Source organism: Microbacterium foliorum (genome assembly GCF_006385575.1).
Taxonomy (GTDB): domain Bacteria; phylum Actinomycetota; class Actinomycetes; order Actinomycetales; family Microbacteriaceae; genus Microbacterium; species Microbacterium foliorum_B.
In genome coordinates, this window is the sequence record NZ_CP041040.1 from 2,091,125 (window position 1) to 2,115,246 (window position 24,122).

Annotated in this window: 23 protein-coding genes; 7 read left to right on the forward strand and 16 right to left on the reverse strand. The window is 67.0% G+C overall.

The features are described from left to right. The 11 genes from FIV50_RS10075 to hrcA are packed head-to-tail and all read right to left on the reverse strand — an operon-like array spanning position 1 to position 9,083. On the reverse strand, positions 1-486 hold the full coding sequence (locus FIV50_RS10075; protein ID WP_140037318.1) for a hypothetical protein: 486 nt from the start codon (positions 484-486) through the stop codon (positions 1-3). Continuing rightward, positions 483-1,466: a hypothetical protein gene (locus tag FIV50_RS10080; RefSeq protein ID WP_258184209.1), complete on the reverse strand. Its 984-nt coding sequence runs from the start codon at positions 1,464-1,466 to the stop codon at positions 483-485. The genes FIV50_RS10075 and FIV50_RS10080 overlap by 4 nt, the downstream gene beginning before the upstream one ends. Beyond that, positions 1,456-1,983 (reverse strand): RNA polymerase sigma factor, encoded by a 528-nt coding sequence (locus tag FIV50_RS10085; protein WP_140037319.1) that lies wholly within the window; start codon positions 1,981-1,983, stop codon positions 1,456-1,458. The genes FIV50_RS10080 and FIV50_RS10085 overlap by 11 nt, the downstream gene beginning before the upstream one ends. A gap of 51 nt (positions 1,984-2,034) precedes the next feature. Continuing rightward, on the reverse strand, positions 2,035-2,931 hold the full coding sequence (gene era / locus FIV50_RS10090; RefSeq protein WP_258184210.1) for a GTPase Era: 897 nt from the start codon (positions 2,929-2,931) through the stop codon (positions 2,035-2,037). Next, positions 2,924-4,219, reverse strand: coding sequence for a hemolysin family protein (locus tag FIV50_RS10095; RefSeq protein WP_140037321.1), 1,296 nt, complete (start codon positions 4,217-4,219; stop codon positions 2,924-2,926). The genes era and FIV50_RS10095 overlap by 8 nt, the downstream gene beginning before the upstream one ends. Next, positions 4,216-4,674, reverse strand: a complete 459-nt coding sequence (gene ybeY, locus FIV50_RS10100) for an rRNA maturation RNase YbeY (protein WP_140037322.1) — start codon at positions 4,672-4,674, stop codon at positions 4,216-4,218. The genes FIV50_RS10095 and ybeY overlap by 4 nt, the downstream gene beginning before the upstream one ends. Then, positions 4,671-5,804 (reverse strand): PhoH family protein, encoded by a 1,134-nt coding sequence (locus FIV50_RS10105; RefSeq protein WP_375137370.1) that lies wholly within the window; start codon positions 5,802-5,804, stop codon positions 4,671-4,673. Before FIV50_RS10105 ends, ybeY begins: the two co-directional genes overlap by 4 nt. Next, a complete protein-coding gene (locus FIV50_RS10110) occupies positions 5,761-6,108 on the reverse strand; it encodes an HIT domain-containing protein (RefSeq protein ID WP_140037324.1) in 348 nt (115 codons plus the stop codon). The genes FIV50_RS10105 and FIV50_RS10110 overlap by 44 nt, the downstream gene beginning before the upstream one ends. 45 nt (positions 6,109-6,153) lie before the next feature. Beyond that, positions 6,154-6,882: a 16S rRNA (uracil(1498)-N(3))-methyltransferase gene (locus tag FIV50_RS10115; protein ID WP_140037325.1), complete on the reverse strand. Its 729-nt coding sequence runs from the start codon at positions 6,880-6,882 to the stop codon at positions 6,154-6,156. A 14-nt stretch (positions 6,883-6,896) separates the two neighbouring features. After that, positions 6,897-8,012 carry a molecular chaperone DnaJ gene (gene dnaJ / locus FIV50_RS10120; RefSeq protein WP_140037326.1) on the reverse strand — a complete coding sequence of 372 codons (1,116 nt, stop codon included), beginning with the start codon at positions 8,010-8,012 and terminating at the stop codon, positions 6,897-6,899. Positions 8,013-8,051: 39 nt separating this feature from the next. Beyond that, positions 8,052-9,083, reverse strand: a complete 1,032-nt coding sequence (gene hrcA, locus FIV50_RS10125) for a heat-inducible transcriptional repressor HrcA (RefSeq protein ID WP_140037327.1) — start codon at positions 9,081-9,083, stop codon at positions 8,052-8,054. Positions 9,084-9,173: 90 nt separating this feature from the next. On the opposite strand from hrcA, the gene FIV50_RS10130 reads away from it, so the two are divergent. After that, entirely contained in the window at positions 9,174-10,589 is a 1,416-nt protein-coding gene (locus tag FIV50_RS10130; RefSeq protein WP_140037328.1) for a carboxylesterase/lipase family protein, read from the forward strand. Between the two features lie 33 nt (positions 10,590-10,622). Here the strand turns inward: FIV50_RS10130 and hemW are convergent, their stop codons facing one another. The 3 genes from hemW to lepA all read right to left on the reverse strand — a co-directional run bounded on the left by hemW (position 10,623) and on the right by lepA (position 14,434). Next, positions 10,623-11,840: a radical SAM family heme chaperone HemW gene (hemW, locus tag FIV50_RS10135; protein WP_140037329.1), complete on the reverse strand. Its 1,218-nt coding sequence runs from the start codon at positions 11,838-11,840 to the stop codon at positions 10,623-10,625. Positions 11,841-11,856: 16 nt separating this feature from the next. Continuing rightward, complete coding sequence (locus FIV50_RS10140) at positions 11,857-12,510, reverse strand: DUF1990 family protein (protein WP_140037330.1); 654 nt, start codon at positions 12,508-12,510, stop codon at positions 11,857-11,859. A 70-nt stretch (positions 12,511-12,580) separates the two neighbouring features. After that, positions 12,581-14,434 carry a translation elongation factor 4 gene (gene lepA / locus FIV50_RS10145; RefSeq protein ID WP_140037331.1) on the reverse strand — a complete coding sequence of 618 codons (1,854 nt, stop codon included), beginning with the start codon at positions 14,432-14,434 and terminating at the stop codon, positions 12,581-12,583. Between the two features lie 240 nt (positions 14,435-14,674). Between lepA and FIV50_RS10150 the strand changes: the two genes are divergently transcribed. The 5 genes from FIV50_RS10150 to FIV50_RS10170 all read left to right on the forward strand — a co-directional run bounded on the left by FIV50_RS10150 (position 14,675) and on the right by FIV50_RS10170 (position 21,184). Beyond that, complete coding sequence (locus FIV50_RS10150; RefSeq protein WP_140037332.1) at positions 14,675-15,658, forward strand: ABC transporter permease; 984 nt, start codon at positions 14,675-14,677, stop codon at positions 15,656-15,658. Then, positions 15,658-16,575: an ABC transporter permease gene (locus tag FIV50_RS10155; protein ID WP_181164196.1), complete on the forward strand. Its 918-nt coding sequence runs from the start codon at positions 15,658-15,660 to the stop codon at positions 16,573-16,575. Before FIV50_RS10150 ends, FIV50_RS10155 begins: the two co-directional genes overlap by 1 nt. Further along, complete coding sequence (locus FIV50_RS10160; protein WP_140037333.1) at positions 16,572-18,503, forward strand: ABC transporter ATP-binding protein; 1,932 nt, start codon at positions 16,572-16,574, stop codon at positions 18,501-18,503. Before FIV50_RS10155 ends, FIV50_RS10160 begins: the two co-directional genes overlap by 4 nt. Positions 18,504-18,620: 117 nt before the next feature. Then, positions 18,621-20,333 (forward strand): ABC transporter family substrate-binding protein, encoded by a 1,713-nt coding sequence (locus tag FIV50_RS10165; protein WP_140037334.1) that lies wholly within the window; start codon positions 18,621-18,623, stop codon positions 20,331-20,333. Positions 20,334-20,416: 83 nt separating this feature from the next. Then, positions 20,417-21,184 (forward strand): alpha/beta fold hydrolase, encoded by a 768-nt coding sequence (locus FIV50_RS10170; protein WP_140037335.1) that lies wholly within the window; start codon positions 20,417-20,419, stop codon positions 21,182-21,184. On the opposite strand, the gene FIV50_RS10175 is transcribed toward FIV50_RS10170, so the two are convergent. After that, complete coding sequence (locus FIV50_RS10175; protein ID WP_140037336.1) at positions 21,135-22,400, reverse strand: MFS transporter; 1,266 nt, start codon at positions 22,398-22,400, stop codon at positions 21,135-21,137. The two genes, FIV50_RS10170 and FIV50_RS10175, sit on opposite strands and share 50 nt — an antisense overlap. A 236-nt stretch (positions 22,401-22,636) precedes the next feature. On the opposite strand from FIV50_RS10175, the gene rpsT reads away from it, so the two are divergent. Beyond that, a complete protein-coding gene (rpsT, locus tag FIV50_RS10180; RefSeq protein WP_042537672.1) occupies positions 22,637-22,897 on the forward strand; it encodes a 30S ribosomal protein S20 in 261 nt (86 codons plus the stop codon). Positions 22,898-23,064: 167 nt separating this feature from the next. Here the strand turns inward: rpsT and holA are convergent, their stop codons facing one another. Next, positions 23,065-24,102, reverse strand: a complete 1,038-nt coding sequence (gene holA, locus FIV50_RS10185) for a DNA polymerase III subunit delta (RefSeq protein WP_140037337.1) — start codon at positions 24,100-24,102, stop codon at positions 23,065-23,067. Positions 24,103-24,122 lie beyond the last annotated feature (20 nt).

Sequence of the window (24,122 nt, forward strand, 5' to 3'; positions counted from 1 at the left end):
TCAGAGCACGCAGCGGACGTTGGTCGAGGTTCCGTTGACATTGGTCCAGCCTCCCGCGGGAGCGGTGGCCAGCACTGTCGCGCCGTTGCGCGCCTGCGCGTATCCCCCCGACCGCGCGTCCGCCAGCGACCTCACCGAGAAGGATGTCGGGATCGGGAGGATTCCACACGTGCTCCAGCTCAACCGTGCTCCGGTGAGCGCCGTGCCGGTGTAAGCGCACACCAGACCCGTCGTGCAGCTGCCCACGGCGGCAATAGACACGGCGCGGACGTGAGCACCGACGACGAGCTCCATGCCCAGCTCGGGCCAGACGGCGTGCCGCGAGTCGACGACGACTCCGCCGGGGACCTCTGCCATCACCTCGAGGATCAGCGGTGCGATGCGATCCCCGTCGTCCACCGCAGGGGCCGCGAACGCAGGACCCCCGAACATGAGGGCTCCGAGGAGGCCGGCGGCCACACCGAGGAGGATCCTCCGCGATCTCATCTCACGAGTTCCTCATCGACGTCCCACATCGTGTACGAGATGATCGCGCCACCGGCTATCAGGTCGTTCGCGATGAGGTTGGTCCGTTCGACGCCGACGATCCTCCCCGTGTCGAGGGACAGGAGCACGACGTCACTCGCAGCGCCGTCCGACGTGATCACTCGCAGTCCTGCGACCTGCCGTCCCAGGCGGTCGGTCGTGGCGCCGAGCGCCTCCACCCCGTCCGCCTCCGCGAGGACGTCGAGCACCTGCGACTCCTGGGCGTTCGTGAGGGTCCAGTACTCGAGCATCGCTGTCGCGGCGGCGACGACCTCGGAACCCGTCGGATCCGTCGGCATTCCGAAGGCGGTGAGAACGGCGGACACCTCCTCACGGGAGTCGCCGAAGACGTCGGGAACGGGGGTCCCCAACTGACCGGGCTCGATCGACAGATCGACGGTGACCTCACCCGAGCTGCTGATCTCGGCGCCGATGTTCGCCGACGCGTCCGTGGGGTCGTACGGCACCCCCCTCACCGAGACCATCCGACCCGAGAGATCGGGCTCCCAGCGAAGCGTGGTGAGCTGCGGCACGACCTTCGTCGCTCCGGTGCTGCCGTTGATGTCGAGTCCCCACGTCGCCGACCGCACGACGCGCTCCGGCTCGGCGGGGCCCGGCGTCGCGCTCAGCGTCGACCGCGCCGTGTCCAACGTCTCAGCAGTGCTCTCACCGCCCGAGAAGTCCAGCGGTGCAGGCGAGCCTGCGACGGCCGCACCCTGTGGAACCAGGACGGCGACGGCGACGACCGCCGCCGCGGCCGCCATCACGACACCCGAGGCCCACCCCAGAGCGCGCCTGCGTCGGGGCCGAGGCTTCGCGGCGGTGCGGATGATCCGGTCTCGAGTCCACTCTGCCGCGGCGTCCGGCTTCGCATCGCGTGGCGTCCTGGCAGGATCGGCCTGCGTGAGGACACGTTCGATCAGCGCGTCGTCAGTCAACATGATCCCCCCGCCCCTCCAGTCCGAGCTCCGCGCGCAACTTCACTTGAGCGCGCAACAGCTTCCTCCGCACTCGGACACGCGGGCTGCGCAGCAACTCAGCGATCTCCCCCACCGCGAGCCCATCCCAGTACTTCAGCATGATGATACGCCGCTCACGCCCGGTGAGGGTTGCCAGTGCGGCAAGAACTCTGGCACGCATCCTCAGATCAGGAGGCGCCTCGTCACCCGACACCCCACCATGCACCGCATCGATGGCCGTGCGCCTCAGCGTCGATCGCCCCGATCGGCCGCTGAGAACCCGATCCGCCGCGCGGATCAACCAGATCCGATCCATCGGCTTCGTCGGGATGAGTCGGGACCAGGCCACGAGGAAAATCTCCGAGACGATCTCGGTGACCTCCGCGGGGTCTTCGACGACGCCTTCGACATGATGTCTGACCGCTGCCCAATTGGCGTCGAAGAGCCGAGTGAAAGCTTCGTTCCTCTGGGGCTCGCGGTTCTCACCGCGGACGCTCATCTCTCTCGCCCGCTGGAGCAGCCGATCCGCGTCGCGTCTCGGTGTCGCATGTCAGAAGCCGAGGCGTCCGAGCTGCTTCGGGTCTCGCTGCCATTCCTTCGCGACCTTGACGTGCAGACCCAGGAAGACCCTCGTGCCGAGGAGCTCTTCGATGCCCACTCGGGCACGGCGTCCGACGTCAGCCAGACGCTTGCCCTTGTGGCCGATGATGATCGCCTTCTGGCTGTCGCGCTCCACCACGATCGACGCATGCACATCGGTCAGGTCGGTGCCCTCACGGGGAGCGATGTCGTCGATCATGACTGCGATCGAGTGCGGAAGCTCGTCACGGACACCGTCGAGCGCCGCCTCGCGGATCATCTCGGCGATGCGATCCTCCTCCGACTCATCGGTCGTCACCCCTTCGCCGTAGAGCGCGGGCCCTTCCGGCATGAGAGCGAGGACCTCGTCTGCGAGAACCTCCAGCTGGTCGTTCGTGAGGGCAGAGATCGGGATGACAGCGTCCCAGTCCTCGCGCAGGGCGTCGACCTCGATGAGCCGTTCGGTGATCTCGTCGCGCCCTGCGGCATCCGTCTTCGTGACGATGGCGATCTTCTTGGCACGACGGTACCCGTCGAGCGAGGCTGCGATGCGGCGATCGCCCGGTCCGACCTTCTCGGTCGCCGGCACGCAGAAGCCGATCACGTCGACGTCGCCGAGCACCTGCTCGACGAGGTCGTTCAAGCGCTCACCCAGAAGCGTCCGCGGCTTGTGGATGCCAGGTGTGTCGACGATGACGAGCTGTCCCTGGGGTCGGTTCACGATCCCGCGGATGGCCCGTCGGGTCGTCTGCGGCTTCTCGCTGGTGATCGCGATCTTCTCGCCCACCAGCGCATTCGTGAGAGTGGACTTTCCGACGTTCGGCCGCCCCACGAAGGTCACGAACCCGCTCCGCGTCTGCTCAGTCATCGTTTCCGTCTCTCTCATCTGCGGCGTCTCCCGCGTCGTGTGCCACGCGTTCGACGAACACGGTCGCGATTCCGCGACCTCGCCCTCGAGACGCACCGCCGGTGAGGGTCAGCCCCTCCACCGTCGCTGTGGACCCTGGTTGCGGGACCTGGCCGAGTGCCTTGCCCAGCAGACCGCCGATGGAGTCCACGTCCTCGTCCTCGAGTTCGAGGCCGAACAGATCGCCGACGTCCTCCAGCGAGAGTCGGGAGCTCACGCGGTAGCGTCCGTCGCCGAGTTCGACGACTTCAGCCGATACCTGATCGTACTCGTCCGAGATCTCGCCCACGAGTTCCTCGATGAGGTCCTCGAGGGTCACGAGACCGGAGATGCCGCCGTGCTCGTCGATCACGAGGCACACGTGCACGGCGTCGCGCTTCATCTGCTGCAGCAGCGTCTCGGCACGCATGGACTCGGGCACGAAGGTCGCAGGCCGCGAAATCGGACGGATGGATGCGGTGCGCCACGCGTTCTCATCACGGAAGGCGAACAGCACGAGGTCCTTCAGATACAGCACTCCGACGACGTCATCGGCGTCGTCGTCGACGACCGGCATGCGCGACACACCACGCTGCAGGAACAGCGTCATGGCCTCGCTCGTCGTCGCGGTCGCGTCGACCGTCACCATCTCGGTGCGGGGCACCATCACCGCGCGTACGAACTGATCGGTGAAGTCGAACACCGAGTGGATGAGGTCGCGATCATCGGCCTCGATCAGGTCGTTCGAGGCGGCCTCGTCGACCATGCTGAGCAGTTGCTCCTCGGAGGTGAACGAGCTGCGGCCGCGTCCTGGGGTCACCCGGTTGCCGAGTACCACCAGTCCCTGGGCGAGCGGTCCGAGGATGATGCGCAGCCCGCGGACGATCCGTGCATTCGCGCGGAGCATGCCCTCTGCGTGGTGTCGGCCGAAGGAGCGAGGACTCGCCCCCACCAGCACGAAGCTGATGCCCGTCATCAGCAGGGCCGCGGCGAGCATCGCCCACCAGATGTTGTCGAACAGGATGCTGAACGCGACCGTGACGAGCACGGCGGCGGCTGTCTCGGCGAGCACGCGGATGAACGCGACGGCGTTGACGTGTGCGTCCGGGTCGGCCGCGATCCGCACCAGCTGAGGACCGTTGCGGCCCTCGGCGCCCATCTCTTCGATGTCCGAGCGCGACGTGACGCCGAAGGCGGCGTCGATGGCAGCCATCAGTCCGCCGAACGCGACGAGCAGGACTGCGCCTGCGAGCAGGAGGGCGGCGGTCATCGTCGACGTTCAGCCGCGGCGAAGCCCTGGATGAGCTCCTTCTGCAGTCCGAACATCTCGCGCTCCTCTTCGGGCTCGGCGTGGTCGAAACCGAGGAGGTGCAGCAGTCCGTGAGTGGTGAGCAGGATCAGCTCATCCATCAGCGTGTGGCCGGCCGCCTGCGCCTGCGCCTCAGCGACCTGAGGGCAGAGGACGATGTCTCCGAGCAGTCCTGGGGCCGTGGGGCGGTCTTCGGTGCCTGGGCGCAGCTCATCCATCGGGAAGCTGAGCACGTCCGTCGGACCGGGCTCGTCCATCCACTGCACGTGGAGGGCCTCCATCGCGGCCTCGTCGACGAGGACGATCGCGACCTCGGCATCCGGGCTCACGTGCATCTGCGCCAGGTTGAAGTCGGTCAGGCGCTGCAGCACGGTCTCGTCGACATCGATCGCCGACTCGTTGTTGATCTCGATCATGAGAGTCCTCGTTTCGGCGTACGGTCGCGGGGTCCTGGTCTCTGCGCGCCCCGTCGCTCTGCGCGATTGGCGAACTCCGCCGCCTGCTCCCGCTCGAAGCGCTGAGCCGTGCGGCGCTCGTCGTACTCGCTGTAGGCGTCGACGATGCGACCGACGAGCGAATGCCGCACGACGTCGTCGCTCGTGAGTCGCGCGAAGTGGATGTCGTCGATGCCGTCGAGCACCCGGGTCACGAGGCGGAGCCCTGAGGATCCCTGCGGGAGGTCGACCTGGGTGATGTCACCGGTCACGACCATCTTCGAGCCGAAGCCGAGACGCGTGAGGAACATCTTCATCTGCTCGGGCGTCGTGTTCTGCGCCTCATCGAGAACCACGAACGAGTCGTTCAGGGTGCGGCCGCGCATGTACGCGAGCGGCGCGACCTCGATGGTCCCCGTCGCCATCAGGCGGGGGACGATCTCGGGGTCCATCATCTCGTTGAGCGCGTCGTAGAGCGGACGCAGATACGGGTCGATCTTGTCGGTCAGAGTGCCGGGGAGGAAGCCGAGCCGCTCCCCCGCTTCGACGGCGGGGCGCGTCAGGATGATCCGTGTGACCTCCTTGCGCTGCAGCGCCTGGACGGCTTTCGCCATGGCCAGGTAGGTCTTGCCCGTTCCGGCGGGACCGATGCCGAACACGATCGTGTTCTCCTCGATCGCGTCGACGTACTCCTTCTGGCCCAGGGTCTTCGGTCGGATGACCTTGCCGCGGGTCGACAGGATCGCCTCGCCGAGCACTTCGCTCGGGCGCGGGCCTCCGTCATTGCGCAGCAGGCGCGCCGAACTCGTGACGTCGCTCGGAGCGAGGTCGTGGCCGGCCTTCGTCATGGTCATCAGCTCGTCGACGAGGTTCTTCGCCTTCGCGACGGCATCCGCCGAGCCGGTGAGCGTGATCTCGTTGCCGCGCACGAGCACCTGCACGTCGCGGTGCTCCTTCTCGAGCATCCGCAGCAGGCGGTCCTGCGGGCCGAGCAGCTGCACCATGGCGACGCCGTCGGCATAGATCTTCTCGACAGCGGTGTCGGATGCGGTGGCAGGGTCGTTTTCGTCAGAAGCCAACGAGCTTGTTCTCCTCGATATCGCCGAGCACATGGGCGTGCACGTGGAAGACGGATTGGGCGGCGCTCGCGCCGTTGTTGAAGATGAGACGGTACTCGCCGTTGGCATGCTCTGCCGCGAGCTGCTTGGCTGCGGCGACCATCTCGGCGAGAAGCCCCGGGTCGCCCTGAGCGAGCTCGGTGACATCTCGGTAGTCCTCGGTCTTCGGGATCACGAGAGCGTGCAGCGGCGCCTGTGGGTTGATGTCGCGGATCGCGAACACCCGGCCGGTGTCGAGCAGGATCTCGCCGGGGATGTCACCGTTGAGAATGCGCGTGAAGATCGAGGGCTCGGACATGCTCTCAGTCTACTGACCGCAGCACGACCGGGTCCGTAGCCGTGTTCACCAGCGGCCGAGCGCCACCGACAGCACCGCGATCGCCGCAGGACCCGCGGTGGAGGTGCGCAACACCGTCTTGCCGAGGAGCACCCGTTCGGCGCCGGCGTCGGAGAGCTTCCTGAGTTCGTCGTCGGAGATGCCACCCTCCGGGCCGACGACCAGCACGAGGTCGCGCCCGTCCGGCTCGAGATCGGACAACCGGGTCGAGGCACTCGGGTCGAGCAGCAGCAGGCGCTGAGACGATGCGCGTGAGGCGAGGTCTGCAGTCGTCACCGGAGGCGAGACCTCGGGTACCCAGGCGCGGTGCGCCTGCTTGGCGGCCTCTCGGACGATCGTCGACCAGCGTTCACGTCCCTTCACGGCCTTCGGCCCTTCCCAGCGCGACACGCTGCGGCTGGCCTGCCACGGAATGATCTCGTCGACCCCGAGCTCGCACGCCGCCTGCACCGCCAGCTCATCGCGGTCCCCCTTGGCCAGAGCCTGCGCGAGGATGATCCGCGGGTTCGGTGCGGGTTCTTCCGAGCGGGCCGACACGCGCACCTCGACGCGAGACGGCGACACCTCTTCGGCGACGCCCGTGAGCCACACCCCTGCGCCGTCGCCGACGGTGACCGCCTCACCGACGCGGAGCCTGCGGACCACCGCTGCGTGCTTCGCCTCGGCGCCGGTGAGCGAGACGAGGTCACCGACCGCGGAATCCGCCGAGTTCTCGACGAGGAAGTGGAGTGCCATGAACGCCGTCCGGATCAGTGAGAACGGAAGCGGTCGCGGAGCTTCGAGAACAGTCCCTGCTGGAACTGCGCCAGCTGCGGACCCGGCGCCTTGGTCTTCTTCGCGAAGTCCTCGATCAGCGCGCGCTGCGCCGAGTCCAGCTTCGTCGGGGTGACCACCTGCACGCCGACCCGCAGGTCGCCGCGCTGGTTTCCCCGCAGCGGAGTGATGCCGCGGCCCTTGATGGTCAGGACGTCGCCCGACTGAACGCCCGAGCGGATCTCGAGATCGACCTCGCCGTCGAGCCCCTGAATGGTGGTCTCGGTGCCGAGGACGGCATCCGGCATCGACACCTCGAGCGTCGCGAGCAGGTCGTCGCCGTCACGGCTGAACGAGGGATGCGGGTTGACGGTGACCTCGACGTACAGGTCGCCGTTCGGGCCACCGGCCTTGCCGACCTCTCCCGACCCCGGCAACTGCAGACGGAGTCCGGTCTCGACGCCGGCGGGGATGTCGAGGGAGACGGTGCGGCGCGAGCGCACCCGCCCCTGTCCGCCGCAGGTGCCGCACGGGTACGGGATGGTCGTGCCGTAGCCTTCGCAGGTGCCGCAGGGCTGAGACGTGACGACGTTGCCGAGCAGGCTCCGCACCTGACGCTGAACGTGGCCGGAACCACCGCAGATGTCGCAGGTGACGGGCGATGTGCCCTCCTGGCAGCACGAACCGTTGCACGTCTCGCACAGCACAGCCGTGTCGACCTCGATGTCGCGGTGCGCGCCGAAGACGACATCGCCGAGATCGAGGGTCACGCGAACGAGCGCGTCCTGGCCGCGCTCGCGCCGAGAACGCGGGCGCGCTCCGCGCCCGCCGCCCTGGCCCGCGCCGAAGAAGGTCTCGAAGATGTCTCCGAAGCCGCCGAAGCCGCCGAAGTCGTTCGCCGCTCCGTCGCCCCCGCCCATGTCGTAGCGGCGACGGGAGTCGTCGTCGCTCAGCACGTCGTATGCGTGCGTCACGAGCTTGAACCGCTCAGCAGCGTCTTCACCCGGGTTCACGTCGGGGTGGAGCTGGCGGGCGAGGCGTCGGTACGCCTTCTTGATCTCGTCCGTGGAGGCGTCGCGAGAGACGCCGAGTACCTCGTAGTGGTCTGCCACAATGGCCCTTCTGCGTGTGCTGTGATCTGGGCGGCCGCGTCAGCGGGCCGCCTCGTCTTCATCGAGCATCCGCGACAGGTAGCGGGCCACAGCCCGTGCCGCCGCGAGATTGCTCGGATAGTCCATGCGGGTCGGCCCCATCACGCCGACGCGCGCCGTGCCGCTGGGGGCGGCGTAGTTGCTGGCGACGATCGACGCCTCACCGAGTCCGAAAGACGCGTTCTCGGTGCCGATGCTGGCTGCGAGGCCGTGCGAGTCGGCCTCCATCTCGCTCATCAGACGCAGGAGCGTCACCTGCTCCTCGATCGCCTCGAGGATGGGGTGGATGCTGCCGCGGAAGTCCTGCTCGCGCCGAGCCAGGGTCGCCGCGCCCGCCATCACCAGACGCTCCTGGCGGAACGCGCCGAGTTCGTCGATGACGATGGTCGCGAGTGCACGGAGCACGATGTCGTGCGAGTGCTCATCGTCGGTGAGCAGGGTCTGCAGACGCTCAGCCGCATCACTCACCGCCCGCCCAGTGATCAGGGCCGACAGGCGCGCACGGAGCACGGCCATGTCGGCGTCATCGACGTCGACGGGCAACGGCGCGATGCGCTGCGAGACGCCCCCCGCATCGGTGACGAGCACGATGAGCAGTCGATTGGGCGCGAGCGCGACGAGTTCGAGGTGCGTCAGATGCGCCCGGGCGAACGACGGGTACTGCGCGAGCGCGACCTGGCCCGTGAGCTGGGTCAGCACGCGGACGGTGCGCACCATCAGGTCGTCGAGGTCGGAGGGAGCCGTGAGGAACGACTCGATCGCCGTGCGCTGTGCGACCGAGAGCGGCCGCAGCTGTGCGAGGTGGTCGACGAAGACGCGATACCCCTTGTCGGTGGGGACTCGGCCGGAGGACGTGTGCGGGGCGGCGATCAGCTCTTCGTCTTCGAGGAGGGCCATGTCGTTGCGGATGGTCGCGGCCGAGACCCCGAACGAGTAGCGATCGACGATCGATCTGCTGCCGACGGGCTCGTGGGTCTCGACGTAGTCCTGCACGATCGCGCGGAGAACCTGGAGGCCTCTTTCGCTGACCATCGCAACTCCCTCCCTTTGGCACTCACTGGCTACGAGTGCCAATTCTACCCGCCGACGCCGACCACATGCTGATCGCCATACGATGAGCCCATGAGTGTCGCCCCACAGGTCGCCGTGTCCACCGGAATCGTGCGCGGCGAGGTGGTCGACGGCGTCCGCCGGTTCCTCGGCATCCCGTACGCGGCGGCGCCTTTCGGGCCCAACCGCTTCCGCGAGCCTCAGACAGCACCGCCCTGGGACGGAATCCGAGATGCCACGGCATTCGGGCCGACCGCGCCTCAGCTTCCGTACCCCGGTGCCATCGGCGAGCTGCTGGGCTCGGTCGAGATCCCCGGCGACGACATCCTCTCCGTCAACATCTGGGCGCCTCAGGATGCCGACCGCGCCCCGGTCGTCCTCTGGATCCACGGCGGCGCTCTCGAACGGGGCACCGCGGCGATGCCGCTGTACGACGGCGCCGGCTTCGCCCGCGCCGGGATCGTCTTCGCCTCGATCAACTACCGCCTGGGCTCCGAAGGATTCTCCGTGCTCGAGGGGGCTCCCCGGAACCTCGGATTGCAGGATGCCGCGGCGGGCCTCTCCTGGGTGCACAACGAGATCGCCGCGTTCGGCGGTGACCCCGGGCAGATCACGGTCATGGGCGAGTCCGCGGGCGGAGCGCTCGTCGCGGGACTCCTTGCGAACGAGTCGTCTCGGTCGCAGATCGCGCGGGCCATCATCGAGTCCGGGCCTCTCGCAGCGCAGACCGAGAAGAAGGCCGGCCGCGTGACCGCCCAGCTCGCGAAGCGGCTCGGCGTCACAGCCGACCGAGCGGGTTTCGCCGCGGTCTCCCCCGAGCGGCTGCTGGAGGCACGGCGCCAGCAGGCCGCGGGGTCGTCTCCGCTCGGTGGCGCCCCCGGGTTCCAGTTCGCGGTGGATGCCGGGTCTCTCCCTCGGTCACCGCACGAGGTCCTCGCCGGCACCGATGTGCCGCTCCTGATCGGGAGCAACACCGACGAGTACCGGCTCTGGTTCCCTCCTGCCATGCTCGCAGGGATCAGCAGGATGAAACTGCTGCTCGGACGACTCGCCCTGCGGATCCCCCGCCGAGCGGTGGCCGCCTATCGGTCGGCCTTCCCCGGCGCGACCACGGGCGAGATCTTCGGCCAGCTCGCGACCGACATCATGCTGCGAGGGCCACTGACCACGCTCGCCAGGGCGCGCACGGCACCGACCTACGTCTACGAGTTCGCGTGGCAGAGTCCGGTTCGCGACCTGCGTGCCGCGCACGCACTCGAGCTGGGCTTCGTCTTCGATCGTCTCGGTGACTCCGAGGCGCAGCGCCTCGCGGGTGCCGATGCCCCGCAGCGACTCGCCGACGAGATGCACGCCGCGTGGATCTCCTTCATCAAAACCGGCGATCCCGGATGGCCGGTCTTCGGCACGGAGCGGAACACGCGCCTGTTCGACACCGACAGCACCACGGTGCCGCAGCGTCGGATGGAAGCGCTCGACCTGCTTCCGTAACGCGCGTCTCTGCTCTATCGATTCTCTCTCTGCTCAGTCGGTGAGTTCGCGCACCACGGCATCGGCGAGCAGTCGACCGCGCAGAGTGAGCTGAACTCGTCCGCGCACAGCGGCGGCGGGGTCGACGAGGCCGTCCGCAATCAGGCCGGCGACGCGGGCGCGCTTGTCCGGTCGCAGGTCGGCAACCGCGATCCCCTCGCGGATGCGGCTGAGCAGGAGGACCCGCTCCAGCATCGTGGACTCCTCGTCGGGTCGCTCGGTGCCCGCTGCCGGAGACTCCGAGGCCGCGAGGCGCTGAGCGTACGCGGCCGGATGCTTGACGTTCCACCAGCGCAGACCGGCGACATGACTGTGCGCGCCGGGACCGAAACCCCACCAGTCGCTGCCCCGCCAGTACGCGAGGTTGTGTCGCGAGCGCTGATCCACGCTGCGAGACCAATTGCTGATCTCGTACCAGTCGAAGCCCGCCGCAGCGAGACGCGCGTCGGCGAGCTCGTACATATCGGCCTGCAGGTCGTCGTCGGGCCTCGGCACCTCGCCCCGCCGGATCTGACGGGCGAGCTTGGTGCCGTCCTCGATGATCAGCGCATAGGCCGAGATATGGTCCGAGTCGAGTGACAGAGCCGCATCGAGCGACGCCTCCCAGTCCGCCAGCGACTCCCCCGGAGCTCCGTAGATCAGATCGACGCTGACTGCGAGACCCGCATCCTTGGCCGCTGCGACAGCGGTCGTCACGTTCTCGGGCCGATGGGTGCGATCGAGGGCCGCGAGCACATGGGGAACCGCCGACTGCATGCCGATCGACAGCCGCGTGACCCCGGCGGCCGCGAGGGTTCGAACCACCTCGGGCGTCACCGTATCGGGGTTGGCTTCCACCGAGACCTCGGCGCCGTCGACGAGCCCGAACGCGTCTGTCGCGGCGTCGAGCATCCGGGCGAGGTCACCCGCCGGCAGCAAAGTGGGCGTGCCACCGCCGAAGAAGACCGTGTCCATGGGGCGCAGCGTGCCGGCATCCGCAAGCACTCGCCTGGCGAGGTCGATCTCCGTGATCAGTGTCGAGGCGTAATCCTCCTGCTTCGCGCCGCGGAGCTCTCCCGAGGTGTAGGTGTTGAAGTCGCAGTAGCCGCAGCGCACCCGACAGAACGGGACGTGCAGGTACGCGGAGAAGGGCACAGCGGGGTCGATCGACAGATCGGAGGGAAGACGGCCGTCGGCCGGTGCCGGGTCGCCGAGGGGAAGCGGGCCGGCCATCAGAGAAGTGCGGCCATCAGACCGGAGTCGCGTAGAGCGGCGAGATCGCTCGCAGGTAGCGTGCGAACAGCTCGCGGCGGCGGCGCTTCACGAGAGGCGGGATGACGCGGTAGAGCAGCGAGTTCGGCGCGTCGAACGCTCGCACCGAGAACCAGACCTCGTCGTTGTCCTCACGCCAGTCGATGTCGAAGGACTCCTCGCCGCGCACCACGGACCCGCCGACGGTGCCGAGCACGAAACCGATCCGGCGCTTCTCCTCGGTCACGGAGATCACGCGCAGCTCGGCATCCGCTCGCATGCCGGCGACTCGGCCGTGCAGGCGCAGGGTCATCCCCGGACCCGCGAACGGAGTGCCCTCTGCATCGAAGCGCTGTTCGACATCGTGCTTGCTCGGGGCGATCGGAGTGCCCTCGACATCGAAGCTCACGCCCGCGTAGGCGGGCCCCGGAGCAGGACGCACGTCTTCGACGCTGAGCCCTGAGGCGCGCTGCGCCGTCCAGGTGAGCAGTGCCTCTCCCGCAGACTGGAAGCGCTCGAGACCGCTGCCGATCCGCCAGGAGTTCTCCGCCGGGATGCTGCGCTCCGGCGGGTACTGCATCAGATCGGGCGCGTGGGTTGCACCCACGGCCGCATAGTCAACCGTGTCGTCTCGGAAAGTCCCGCGCCGCATGAGTTCCAGCCTACTTCCCGTTCCCTGGACGATCACCCCCACGCGCCGAGGACGCCCGGCTCGTGGGACTCTACTTCTTTTCCTTGCCCTCGACGTCGCCGGAGAGCGCGGCGATGAACGCCTCCTGCGGCACTTCGACGCGACCGACCATCTTCATGCGCTTCTTGCCCTCCTTCTGCTTCTCGAGGAGTTTGCGCTTTCGGCTGATGTCACCGCCGTAGCACTTGGCGAGCACGTCCTTGCGCAGCGCCCGGATCGTCTCACGGGCGATGATCCTGGCGCCAATGGCGGCCTGGATCGGCACCTCGAAGTTCTGGCGAGGGATCAGCTTGCGCAGACGCTCCGTCATCAGCGTCCCGTACGCGTAGGCCTTGTCGCGGTGCACGATCGAGCTGAACGCATCGACCTTGTCACCCTGCAGCAGGATGTCGACCTTCACCAGGTCCGCTTCCTGCTGTCCGGCGGGCTCGTAATCGAGCGAGGCGTAGCCCTGCGTCTTGGACTTGAGCTGATCGAAGAAATCGAAGACGATCTCGCCGAGCGGCATCGTGTAGCGCAGCTCGACGCGCTCCTCGGAGAAGTACTCCATGCCCAGCAGCGTCCCTCGGCGGGACTGGCAGAGCTCCATCACGGTGCCCACGTAGTCCTTCGGCAGGAGGATCGCTGTCTTGACCATCGGCTCCGACACCGAGCCGATGCGGCCGTCGGGGTATTCGCTCGGGTTGGTCACCGTCACGGTCTCACCCGTGTCACTGGTGTGGACCTCGTAGATCACGCTCGGCGCGGTGGTGATGAGGTCGAGCCCGAACTCGCGTTCGAGACGCTCGGTGATGATCTCGAGGTGCAGGAGTCCGAGGAATCCGCAGCGGAACCCGAATCCGAGGGCGACCGAGGTCTCCGGCTCGTACTGGAGCGAGGCGTCGGAGAGCTTCAGCTTGTCGAGCGCCTCGCGAAGGTCGGCGTAGTCGCTGCCGTCGATCGGATAGATGCCCGAGAAGACCATGGGCTTCGGATCCGTGTACCCCGGAAGCGCCTGGGTCGAGGGCTTCCGTGCCGTGGTCACGGTGTCGCCGACCTTCGACAGGCGGACATCCTTCACACCGGTGATGAGGTAACCCACCTCGCCGACGCCCAGCCCCTTGGACGGCACCGGCTCAGGACTCGAGACTCCGACTTCGAGCGCCTCGTGGGTCGCGCCCGTGGACATCATCTGGATGCGCTCACGGGGCGACAGGCTGCCGTCGATCATGCGGACGTAGGTGACCACACCGCGGTAGGCGTCGTAGACGGAGTCGAAGATCATGGCGCGAGCGGGCGCATCGGCGTCTCCGACCGGAGCCGGGATCTCCTTGACCAGGCGATCGAGCAATTCCTCGACGCCCACACCGGTCTTGCCCGAGACGCGCAGGACGTCTTCGGGCTTACCGCCGATCAGGGAGGCGAGTTCCTTCGCGTACTTATCGGGGTCGGCGGCCGGCAGATCGATCTTGTTCAGCACCGGAATGATGTGCAGGTCGTTCTCGAGCGCCAGGTAGAGGTTCGCGAGAGTCTGAGCCTCGATTCCCTGCGCGGCGTCGACGAGCAGGATGGCTCCCTCGCAGGCGGCGAGAGAGCGCGACACCTCGTAGGTGAAGTCGACGTGACCCGGGGTGTCGATCATGTTGAGCGCGAAGGTCTCGCCATCGATCTCCCACGGCATCCGCACGGCCTGGCTCTTGATCGTGATGCCGCGCTCGCGCTCGATGTCCATGCGGTCGAGGTACTGCGCGCGCATGTCTCGATCCGAGACCACGCCGGTGATCTGGAGCATGCGGTCGGCGAGCGTCGACTTGCCGTGGTCGATGTGCGCGATGATGCAGAAATTGCGGATCTGCACCGAAGGCGTCGCGGCAGGCTGAAGCGGGGTGAGGGCGCGTGGTGACATGTCCTGACGATTCTACGGTGAGGCGCGACTAATGCTCACTTCGTCCGATCCGGTGATATTCTGCCGAGGTTGCCCGGGAGCCATCCGTGACACCGGATCCCGTGAGCGACAAGACTCCGTCACAGACCACGTGGAGGCGTCGTGTCGCGCAGATCGGCTGATGGTGATTGACTGTCTTCCCGGCTCAGCGTTGCGTCGGCGGATCCCGCGCGCGCCTGTAAAAGAGAAAGAATCATCACCTTGATCAAGTATCTGTTGCGCCGCCTGCTGGGTTGGGTGCTCATGATCGTCATCGCGACGAACATCACCTATTTCCTCGCGTGGCTGTACCTCGACCCGGAGAACAACTACGTGGGGCGGCGTCCGCCTCTCTCCGCCGATCAGATCGACGGCCTGCTGGGTCCTCGCAACCTCAGCGAGTCGGTGCCTCTCATCGAGCGGTGGTGGACCTGGTTCTCCAACATCCTCTTCCACTGGAACTGGGGACTCAGCCCGACCGGCGAGTCGATCAACGAGCAGGTCGCCTACCGCGTCTGGATCAGTGCGGAGCTCGTGCTCGGCGCGACGATCATCACGACGATCCTCGGCATCGCCCTCGGCGTGTACACCGCATCGCGGCAGTACAAGCTCGCCGACCGGATCGGTCAGGGCACCAGCATCATCACGATGAACATCCCGACCGTCGTCGCCGGCTTCGCTCTGGTCCTGCTGGCGATCAACTTCAACAACGCCGTCGGCACGACCGTCTTCTACGTGGTGGGTTCGTCGAGTCAGGGGGTGGAGGGCTTCTTCCCCGTCCTCGTGGACGTGCTGCAACATCTGACACTGCCCACGCTGGCCCTCGTGCTGACGGGCTATGCGGGCATCCACTTCCTGCAGCGATCTCTGCTGCTCGACAACATCAAGGCCGACTACGTGCGCACCGCGCGGGCGAAGGGCCTGACCAAGCAGCAGGCGATCCGCAAGCATGCGCTGCGGACATCACTGATCCCCGTCACGACGCAGGTCGCATTCACCATCCCCGCCGTCTTCACGGGTGCGGTGCTGACGGAGACGATCTTCAACTGGAACGGGATGGGTCGCTACTTCATCCAGACCCTCAACAACAACGACATCCACGGCGTCGTCGCGGTCGCGGCGTTCGGCGCCCTGATGACGGCGATCGGTGCGATCCTCGCCGACATCGCCGTGGTCGTCCTCGATCCGAGAGTGCGGGTGAGCTGATGGCTCTGGAAAGCATCGGGGTCTCCCCCGAAATCGCAGACAAGCCGAAGAACCGCAAGCGCACCTCGATGCTGACGCTCTACACGCGTCGCTTCATGCGCAACCGCGGCGCGCTGATCGGCGTCGTCATCCTCGCCCTGCTGGTGGTGTTCGCGATCGTGGGCCCGCTGATCTCGCCCTATTCGCACACCGACCTCGACTTCCTCGCGCTGCGCAAGGGCCCGTCGGCCGAGCACTGGTTCGGGACGAACGGATCGGGCAACGACAACTTCGCCCAGGTCGCCGTGGGTCTTCAGCGCTCCATGATGATCGCCGCGCTGGTCGCGATCGGCACCACTGTCGTCTCGGCGCTCATCGGCGCCACCGCCGCCTACTTCGGCGGTCGGTACGAGCGGATCATGCTCGCGATCATCCACTTCATGATGGTCGTGCCGAACTTCCTGATCCTCGCGATGATCTCGAACGACGCCGGAGGCAACTGGCTCGTGATCTCGCTCGTGATGATCTTCGTCGTCGGCTGGTTCTTCCCCGCGCGCGTGATCTGGACGCTGTCGCTGTCGATCCGCGAGCGCGAGTACGTCCACGCCGCACGCTACGCGGGTCTGTCGGGCATGCGGATCGTGATCCGCCACATGCTGCCGAACATCGGCTCGCTGCTGGTGATCAACTTCACCCTCGGCGTCGTCTCAGCGGTGCTCACCGAGACCGCCCTGTCGTTCCTCGGGTTCGGTGTGAAGCTGCCTGACGTCTCACTCGGCGCACTCATCGGCTACGGCTCGAGCACTCTCGTGAGTGCTCCGTGGCTGTTCTACTTCCCCGCGGCGGCACTGACGCTGCTCACCGTCTCGATGGCTCTCATCGCCGACGGTCTGCGCGACGCCCTCGATCCGACCTCGGCGGCTGGAGGTCGCGCATGAGTACTGTCCTTTCCGTCCGCGACCTCAAGGTCAGCTTCCCATCCGAAGCGGGTCGCGTCGACGCCGTTCGCGGCGTCTCATTCGATCTCGAAGCGGGCAAGACGCTCGGCATCGTCGGCGAGTCCGGCTCGGGCAAGTCCGTCACCTCGCTCGCGATCATGGGCCTGCTCGACGACAACGCCAAGGTCACCGGCTCGATCATCTACGACGGCCAGGAGCTGCTCGGCAAGTCCGACAAGCAGCTCTCGGTGATCCGCGGCAACGGCATGGCCATGGTCTTCCAGGATCCGCTGACGTCGCTCACCCCCGTCTTCACGATCGGCGACCAGCTGATCGAGGCGCTCACGGTGCACCGTCGGCTGTCGAAGAAGGAGGCATGGGACCGCTCGGTCGAACTGTTGAAGCTCGTCGGGATCCCCGAGGCGGAGCGCCGGATGAAGGCGTTCCCGCACGAGTTCTCGGGCGGCATGCGTCAGCGCGTCGTGATCGCGATCGCCATGGCCAACGATCCGAAGCTGATCATCGCTGACGAGCCGACCACCGCGCTCGACGTCACCATCCAGGCGCAGATCCTCGAGCTCATGGAGAAGGCGCAGGAGGAGACCGGCGCCGCGATGATGATCATCACCCACGACATGGGCGTCGTAGCGAAGACCGCCGACGATGTGCTCGTGATGTACGCGGGCAAGCCGGTCGAGCATGCGCCGGTGCGCGAGCTCTTCTACCGCACCCGGATGCCGTACTCGATCGGCCTCCTCGGAGCGATCCCCCGCGTCGACAAGACCGAGAAGGTGCCGCTGATCCCGATCAAGGGCAACCCTCCTCTGCTGATCAACCTGCCGGATGCGTGCCCGTTCGCGGCGCGCTGCCCCATCGCGATCGACGCATGTCGTGAGCGCGAGCCCGACCTGCTGCCGATCACCACGGACGGCCATTCCGATCACTCGGTCGCCTGCATCCGCGCGAACGACATCGACGACGATGGGAAGATCGGCGGCCTGCCGGTGTTCCCGATCCCCGAGATTCCCGAGAGCACGCTCGCCAAGGTCCCACGCCAGGATCGTCCGATCACGCTGGAGGCGGTCAACCTCAACAAGATCTTCCCGCTGATGAAGGGCGCCTTCTTCAAGCGCAAGGTCGGCGAGGTGCACGCCGTCAAGGGCATCAGCTTCGACATCCGCCAAGGTGAGACCCTCGCGATCGTCGGTGAGTCGGGCAGCGGCAAGACCACGACGCTGCTGCAGATCATGGACCTGGTCGAGCAGGAGGACGGCGACATCAGGATCGGCGGCACGAGCGTCTCCGACATCAAGAACCGTGCGGAGGAGCGCAAGCTCCGTCGCGACCTGCAGATCGTGTTCCAGGATCCGATGGGGGCACTCGACCCGCGCATGACGGTCTGGGACATCATCGCCGAGCCCATGTTCGCGATCGGAATGAGCAAGGACGACGTGTTCGACCGCGTCGAAGAGCTCATGGGGCTCGTGGGCCTCGACCCCGCGCACAGCGATCGCTTCCCACAGGCTTTCTCCGGCGGGCAGCGTCAGCGCATCGGCATCGCCCGAGCGCTCTCGACGAACCCCAAGATCGTGGTGCTCGACGAGCCCGTCTCGGCGCTCGACGTCTCGATCCAGGCCGGCGTGATCAACCTGCTCGATGAACTCAAGGCGAAGCTCGGTCTGTCGTACCTGTTCGTCGCACACGACCTGGCGGTCGTGCGGCACATCGCCGACAGGGTCGCCGTGATGTACAAGGGTTCGTTCGTCGAGCACGGTGACGTCGACCAGGTGTTCGACGATCCTCAGCATCCGTACACGAAGGCGCTGCTGTCGGCTATCCCGATTCCCGACCCCGACATCGAGCGCACGCGCGAGCGGATCATCCTCCCCGTCGAGGGCTTCGACGCCGAGGCAGTCGCCGCCAGCTGACCCGTACATCGATGTGCACAGTCCGGTAACGGTTCCGTGTCCCTGGGGTTTCGCCCGCGAGTTGCGGGGTTAGTCTGCCCCTATCCCAAGTAAGGCCGACAGGCACTAAGGAGTACCATGAAACGGCATCAGAAGCTGATGGGCATCGCTGCTCTCGGCGCCGCCTTCGCACTCGTCATGAGCGGGTGTGCACCGGCAGGCAACGGCGGCGGCGACAGCGGCGAAGGCGAAGCTCAGACGGTCGAAGGCGCGGATTACAACCCGCAGCCCCGCGAGAACCTCGCAGAGGGCGGCGAGCTGCGCATCCCCGTCTCGAACATCGCCGAGCAGCTGAACTACTTCCACAGCGACGGCGACGCTCGCGTCACCCAGATCGCGACGTGGTTCCGCCCGCAGATCCTGCTCATGGATCCTGACGGCACCGTCAAGAAGAACGACGCATATCTCGACGACTACTCCTTCGGCGTCGAAGACGGCAAGACCGTCCTGCACTTCAAGGTCAACGAGAAGGCCGTTTGGAACGACGGAACCCCGATCGACGTCTCCGCGTTCAAAGCCACCTGGGAAGCCAACAGCGGCGAGAACGAGGAGTACCAGCCCAACGCGACCGACGGCTGGAAGGAGATCGAGTCCGTCGAGGCCGGCGAGAACGACCGCGACGTCGTCGTGACCTTCAAGGGCGAGTTCGCCTGGCCCGAGATGGTCTACTCGCAGCTGCTGCACCCTGCAGTCAACACGCCTGAGCTCTTCAACACCGCCTTCCTCGGCGACTGGCACCCCGAGTGGGGTGCTGGCCCCTACACGGTCGACAACTTCGACAAGACCGGCGGCGTCGTCACACTCGTCCCGAACGAGAAGTGGTGGGGCAACGCTCCGCTGCTCGACAAGGTCTCCTTCATCCAGATGGAGCCGACCGCGGCGGTCAACGCCCTGCGCAACGGCGAGGTCGACATGGCCGAGACCGGCAGCGCCGAGCTGCTCGCACAGGTCGAGGGCCTCGAGGGCGTCAAGACCTACAAGGGTCAGGCCACCGCGAACGCGATCTTCACGCTGAACTCGACCAACCCCGTGCTGGAGGACCTCGAGGTCCGCAAGGCCGTGTTCGAGGCGATCAGCATCGAGCAGGTCAAGGACATCGTCTTCAACGGTCTGAACTACACCGAGGAGCCTGCCGGCTCGCTCACGCTGTTCTCGTTCCAGCCGGACTACGTCAACGCGCTGGAAGAGGCCGGCCGCAAGGACGGCGACGTCGAAGGAGCCAACAAGCTCCTCGACGAGGCCGGCTGGGTCGCCGGTGCCGACGGCATCCGCGAGAAGGACGGCCAGCGCCTGTCGCTCGTCTTCCCGAACCACTCCGACACCGAGACCGCTCGTGCCCGCACGCTCGCGGTGCAGGCTCAGCTGAAGGAGGCCGGTGTCGAGGTCGTCATCGACCAGCGTCCGTCGGCCGACTTCGCAGAGGACTACACCACGCAGAACGGTGACATCTTCTTCCTCAACTTCACGTCGTCCGACCCGTTCGGTGCTGCCTGGTTCTGCCAGCTGTACTGCTCGGACAGCGGCCTGAACCTCTCGGGTACCGGCACCGAGGAGATCGACAAGATGATCCACGAGGAGCTCGAGACGATCTCCGACCCGGTCGAGCAGACCAAGAAGGCCATGGAGATGGAGTCCGAGATCTTCGCGAAGACCTGGGGTGTCATCCCGGTGCTCAACGGCCCGGAGATCTGGACCGTCAAGGAAGGCCTCGCCAACCTCACGCCCGAGCCCTACGTGGGCCTCGACCTCTTCGGCATCACGCCGGTGGAGAACGTGGGATACGAGAAGTAATCCATTCGGAGCCTGACTCGTCAGTGCTTCGCGGCGGGGTCGGTGGTCCATCCACCGGCCCCGCTTTTCTCTATGCTGAAGGCGTGAGCGTCCAGATCGTCTTCGTGCACGGCATCCGCACGTCCGCGACGATGTGGCGTTCGCAGCTGGAGTTCCTCGACGAGCAGGGCATTCCCGCGGTCGCCGTCGATCTCCCCGGTCACGGCACGCGGATGAACGAGGACTTCACCCTGCACGAGGCGCTGCACACGATCGACGTCGCCGTGCGCGATGCCGCCACGCGAGGGCCTGTGCTGCTCGTCGGGCACTCGATGGGCGGCCTGCTCTCGCTCGCCTACGTCGGGGGCGCCGAGGCGCCGAAGATCGCCGGGCTGGTGGCTGCGTCGTGCACCTCGCTCCCCCAGGGTGCCGGCCTTGCGGCCTACCGGGTCTTCGCTCGTGCCGTAGATCGACTGCCGGACCGTGGGATGTGGCTCACGCGAAGGTTCCTCGCGGCGACGATCCCGATCGAGACGCGCGGAGACTTCGCAGCGGGCGGCTACGCGTTGGACACCCAGGACACGGCTCTCGGGAACCTCGCCACCCTCGATCTCGCCACGGCCGTCGCCCGCATCCGCGTGCCGCTGTGGTTCGTGAACGGGCAGTGGGACCAGCTGCGGGTCAACGAAGCCCTCTTCCGAAGGCTTGCGCCGCACGCCGAGCTGATCGTCGTGCCTCGTACCACGCATCTCGTCACCGCGATGCGGCCGCAGATCTTCAACGCCGTGCTGCGTCTGGCCGTCGCGACCATCGAGTCCGGAGCTACGACTGCGGCAGTGGATCCCGAGCAGGCTGCCGCGCGAGAGCGGTGAGCCCACCGCCGACGACCGACAGCACGGCGGCGACGACGAACACGAGCCAGAACCCGCCGACCAGCGCCACGAGACCCGCACCGAGCACAGGGCCGATGAGCTGACCGAGTGCTGCGGTGACGTAGACGATTCCGAGATCTCGTGCGTGATCCTTCTCGTCGGGCAGCAGATCGGCGGCGAAGGCGAGTCCGACGGTCGAGAACGCACCATAGCCGAGCCCCATGAGCGCCGCCGCGACCATCGTCGCCTCGAATGTCGGCACGACGGCGATCACGACGCCCGAGGCCGCCTGCACGAACGTGGCCAGGATCGCAAGCGTGCGTCTGTTGCCGGTGCGGTCGGACAGCAGGCCTGTGAACACCGACGCGAGCACCACGAAGAGCGTGTAGACCACGATCAGGAGCAGCAGATTGTCCTGCGCCACCGTCGTCTCCTGATGCAACCCGTGCAGCAGGAAGAAGAGGAACAGTGCGGTGCCCAGCGCGTTGCCGATGTTGGTCACGAGGCGGCCCGACAGCATCCAGGCGAAGTCCCGGTCGCGCAATGATGCCAGTAGACGACGGTCACGCTTGCCCGACAACGAGCCCGCGAATGCAGGCGGATCGGGAAGAAGCAGCGCCGCGGACGTCCCGACGACGGCGATCACGGCGGCGAGCAGCATATATCCATCCCGGATGCCGAGCCCGAGGAGCACGACGAGACCGACACCCAGGACGATCCCGACGGCCTGACTCGATCCGACGGCGGCGGCTGCCGCACCGCGCTGCGTCGTCGGAAGCTGATCGGCGATCAGCGCGGTGAAGGCGGCAGACGACACCGAGACGCCGATCGACACTCCGACCCATGCGGTCCCCACAGCCCAGGGGCCCTCGCTGAAGCCTGTGACGACCAGGAAAACCGCGGTGACCAGTACGCCGCCGATCGCCCACGGGCGCCGGCGTCGACGCCCGACACGTGCTCGGTCTGACAGGGCGCCGGCCACGGGTCCTGCGACGATGCCGGCGAGACCGCCGATGCCGAGCACGAAACCCGAGGAGATGACGCCGCTGATCCAGTCGTCCTCCGCGGTGTCGAGCTGGAGGGGCAGCAGAAGCTGCACGGGCGTGAGCTGCACCGTCCAGATGGCCAGCCAGGCGAGGGTGAACACGGTCATCCATCGTGGTCCGACCCTGCGCGAGCCGGGCACCGGCGAGACAGGTGGGAGGGCGGGGCTCATGTCGCTCCTTGCCGTCGATGTCGCGACGCGAGTGTCGGGATACTGATGATTGTGCACCCGCATGCACTCACGCTGCACCCGCAAAAGGGGGCATCGCCCCGTTTAGGGTGAACCGGCCGGATGCTGGTAGAGTTGGTTCTTGGCTTGCGTGTGGGTTCTTCCCTCACGACCGCCGAGTGGAAGCCCTCTTCTTCTGCCGGCATTTCCTAACAACTCCGTACAGAAAGCGTCCACACGTGGCAAACATCAAGTCGCAGATCAAGCGCAACAAGACCAACGACAAGGCTCACGAGCGCAACAAGGCCGTGAAGAGCGAGCTGAAGACGCACATCCGCGCGACGCGCGCTGCTGTCATCTCCGGTGACAAGGCTGCAGCCGAGAAGGCTCTGAAGGCCGCCTCCCGCAAGCTCGACAAGGCCGTCAGCAAGGGTGTCATCCACCAGAACCAGGCTGCGAACCGCAAGTCCTCCATCGCCAAGCAGGTCTCCGCTCTCTGAGCTGATTCCACGCCTGACGGTGTGACAAGAGCCCGTCCCGTTCGCGGGGCGGGCTCTTTCGCGTGCTCTCGATGCACACCGCGACACGTCGGGCAGGCATGACGGTGCTCTTTCGACATCGCGAAAGCGAGGATGTCAGTGACGGTGCCGCGCGACCGCGGTGGCGCTCACTCGCCGAACGGCTGACGGGTCGCGATGACCGTGAGCATGCGCTCGAGCGCGAAGATCGGGTCGCGCGCCGCGCCCTTGACCTCGGCATCGGCGCGAGCCGTCGCCTGGATGGCCATGCCGAGCGATCGTTCGTTCCACCCGGCGAGGTCGCGCCGCGCGCGGTCGACCTGCCAGTCCTTCATGCCGAGCCGCTGGGCGAGCTGACGACTGGGTTCGCGGTTGCCGGCGACGCGCGCCATCGTGCGCAGCTTCATCGCGAAGGCGGCGACCATGGGCACCGGATCAGCACCGGATGCGAGCGCATGCCGCAACGCGACCAGTGCCTCGCCGTAACGGCCGGCGATCGCCGTGTCGGCGACGACGAAGGCCGACACCTCTACGCGCCCGCCGTAGTACTTCGTGACGACGTCTTCGGTGATGTCGCCCTCGACGTCGACGATCAGTTGCTGACATGCCGCAGCAAGCTCGGTGAGGTCATCCGCGAACGCCGAGACCAGGGCGCGCAGCGCAGGCGGTGCGATCCGCTTCTTGGCCGCCTTGAACTCCCCCGCGGCGAAGTCGACGCGATCGCCGTCGCGCTTGATCGCCGGGCACGGGATCTCGATGCCGTCGCCGGTGCCCGCGCGCACTGCGTCGAGCAGCTTCTTGCCTCGAACGCTGGCTCCGGTGTGCCGGAGGATGACCGTCGCACCCTCCTGGGGGTGATCCAGGTAGGAGACGGCCTCCTGCAGAAAGGCGTCCGAGCACTTCTCGACTCCCGACACGCGTACGAGACGGGGCTCGCCGAACAGCGACGGCGACGTCAGCGAAAGGAGGGTGCCCGGTGCGTAGTCGTCAGCGCGGACATCGGTCACCTCGAGCGCCGGGTCTTCGGTGCGGAGATAGTCGCGCACTCCGGCGATCGCGCGCTCTGCGCAGACCTCTTCGGGGCCGAACACGAGCACGACGGGAGCCGGTCGCGGCTCGCGCCAGGAGACCTGCGCGATCTTGGCTGCCTTCGCTCCGCCGCGGGAGGGGGTACGAGAAGCAGCCATGCTTCCAGACTACCGGGGGC

Bases quoted from the DNA above. Each gene is read 5' to 3' on its own strand.
- FIV50_RS10075 (WP_140037318.1), bottom strand. From the start codon at position 486: ATGAGATCGCGGAGGATCCTCCTCGGTGTGGCCGCCGGCCTCCTCGGA.
- FIV50_RS10080 (WP_258184209.1), bottom strand. From the start codon at position 1,466: ATGTTGACTGACGACGCGCTGATCGAACGTGTCCTCACGCAGGCCGAT.
- FIV50_RS10085 (WP_140037319.1), bottom strand. From the start codon at position 1,983: ATGAGCGTCCGCGGTGAGAACCGCGAGCCCCAGAGGAACGAAGCTTTC.
- era (WP_258184210.1), bottom strand. From the start codon at position 2,931: ATGACTGAGCAGACGCGGAGCGGGTTCGTGACCTTCGTGGGGCGGCCG.
- FIV50_RS10095 (WP_140037321.1), bottom strand. From the start codon at position 4,219: ATGACCGCCGCCCTCCTGCTCGCAGGCGCAGTCCTGCTCGTCGCGTTC.
- ybeY (WP_140037322.1), bottom strand. From the start codon at position 4,674: ATGATCGAGATCAACAACGAGTCGGCGATCGATGTCGACGAGACCGTG.
- FIV50_RS10105 (WP_375137370.1), bottom strand. From the start codon at position 5,804: ATGTGCTCGGCGATATCGAGGAGAACAAGCTCGTTGGCTTCTGACGAA.
- FIV50_RS10110 (WP_140037324.1), bottom strand. From the start codon at position 6,108: ATGTCCGAGCCCTCGATCTTCACGCGCATTCTCAACGGTGACATCCCC.
- FIV50_RS10115 (WP_140037325.1), bottom strand. From the start codon at position 6,882: ATGGCACTCCACTTCCTCGTCGAGAACTCGGCGGATTCCGCGGTCGGT.
- hrcA (WP_140037327.1), bottom strand. From the start codon at position 9,083: ATGGTCAGCGAAAGAGGCCTCCAGGTTCTCCGCGCGATCGTGCAGGAC.
- FIV50_RS10130 (WP_140037328.1), top strand. From the start codon at position 9,174: ATGAGTGTCGCCCCACAGGTCGCCGTGTCCACCGGAATCGTGCGCGGC.
- hemW (WP_140037329.1), bottom strand. From the start codon at position 11,840: ATGGCCGGCCCGCTTCCCCTCGGCGACCCGGCACCGGCCGACGGCCGT.
- FIV50_RS10140 (WP_140037330.1), bottom strand. From the start codon at position 12,510: ATGCGGCGCGGGACTTTCCGAGACGACACGGTTGACTATGCGGCCGTG.
- lepA (WP_140037331.1), bottom strand. From the start codon at position 14,434: ATGTCACCACGCGCCCTCACCCCGCTTCAGCCTGCCGCGACGCCTTCG.
- FIV50_RS10155 (WP_181164196.1), top strand. From the start codon at position 15,658: ATGGCTCTGGAAAGCATCGGGGTCTCCCCCGAAATCGCAGACAAGCCG.
- FIV50_RS10160 (WP_140037333.1), top strand. From the start codon at position 16,572: ATGAGTACTGTCCTTTCCGTCCGCGACCTCAAGGTCAGCTTCCCATCC.
- FIV50_RS10165 (WP_140037334.1), top strand. From the start codon at position 18,621: ATGAAACGGCATCAGAAGCTGATGGGCATCGCTGCTCTCGGCGCCGCC.
- FIV50_RS10175 (WP_140037336.1), bottom strand. From the start codon at position 22,400: ATGAGCCCCGCCCTCCCACCTGTCTCGCCGGTGCCCGGCTCGCGCAGG.
- holA (WP_140037337.1), bottom strand. From the start codon at position 24,102: ATGGCTGCTTCTCGTACCCCCTCCCGCGGCGGAGCGAAGGCAGCCAAG.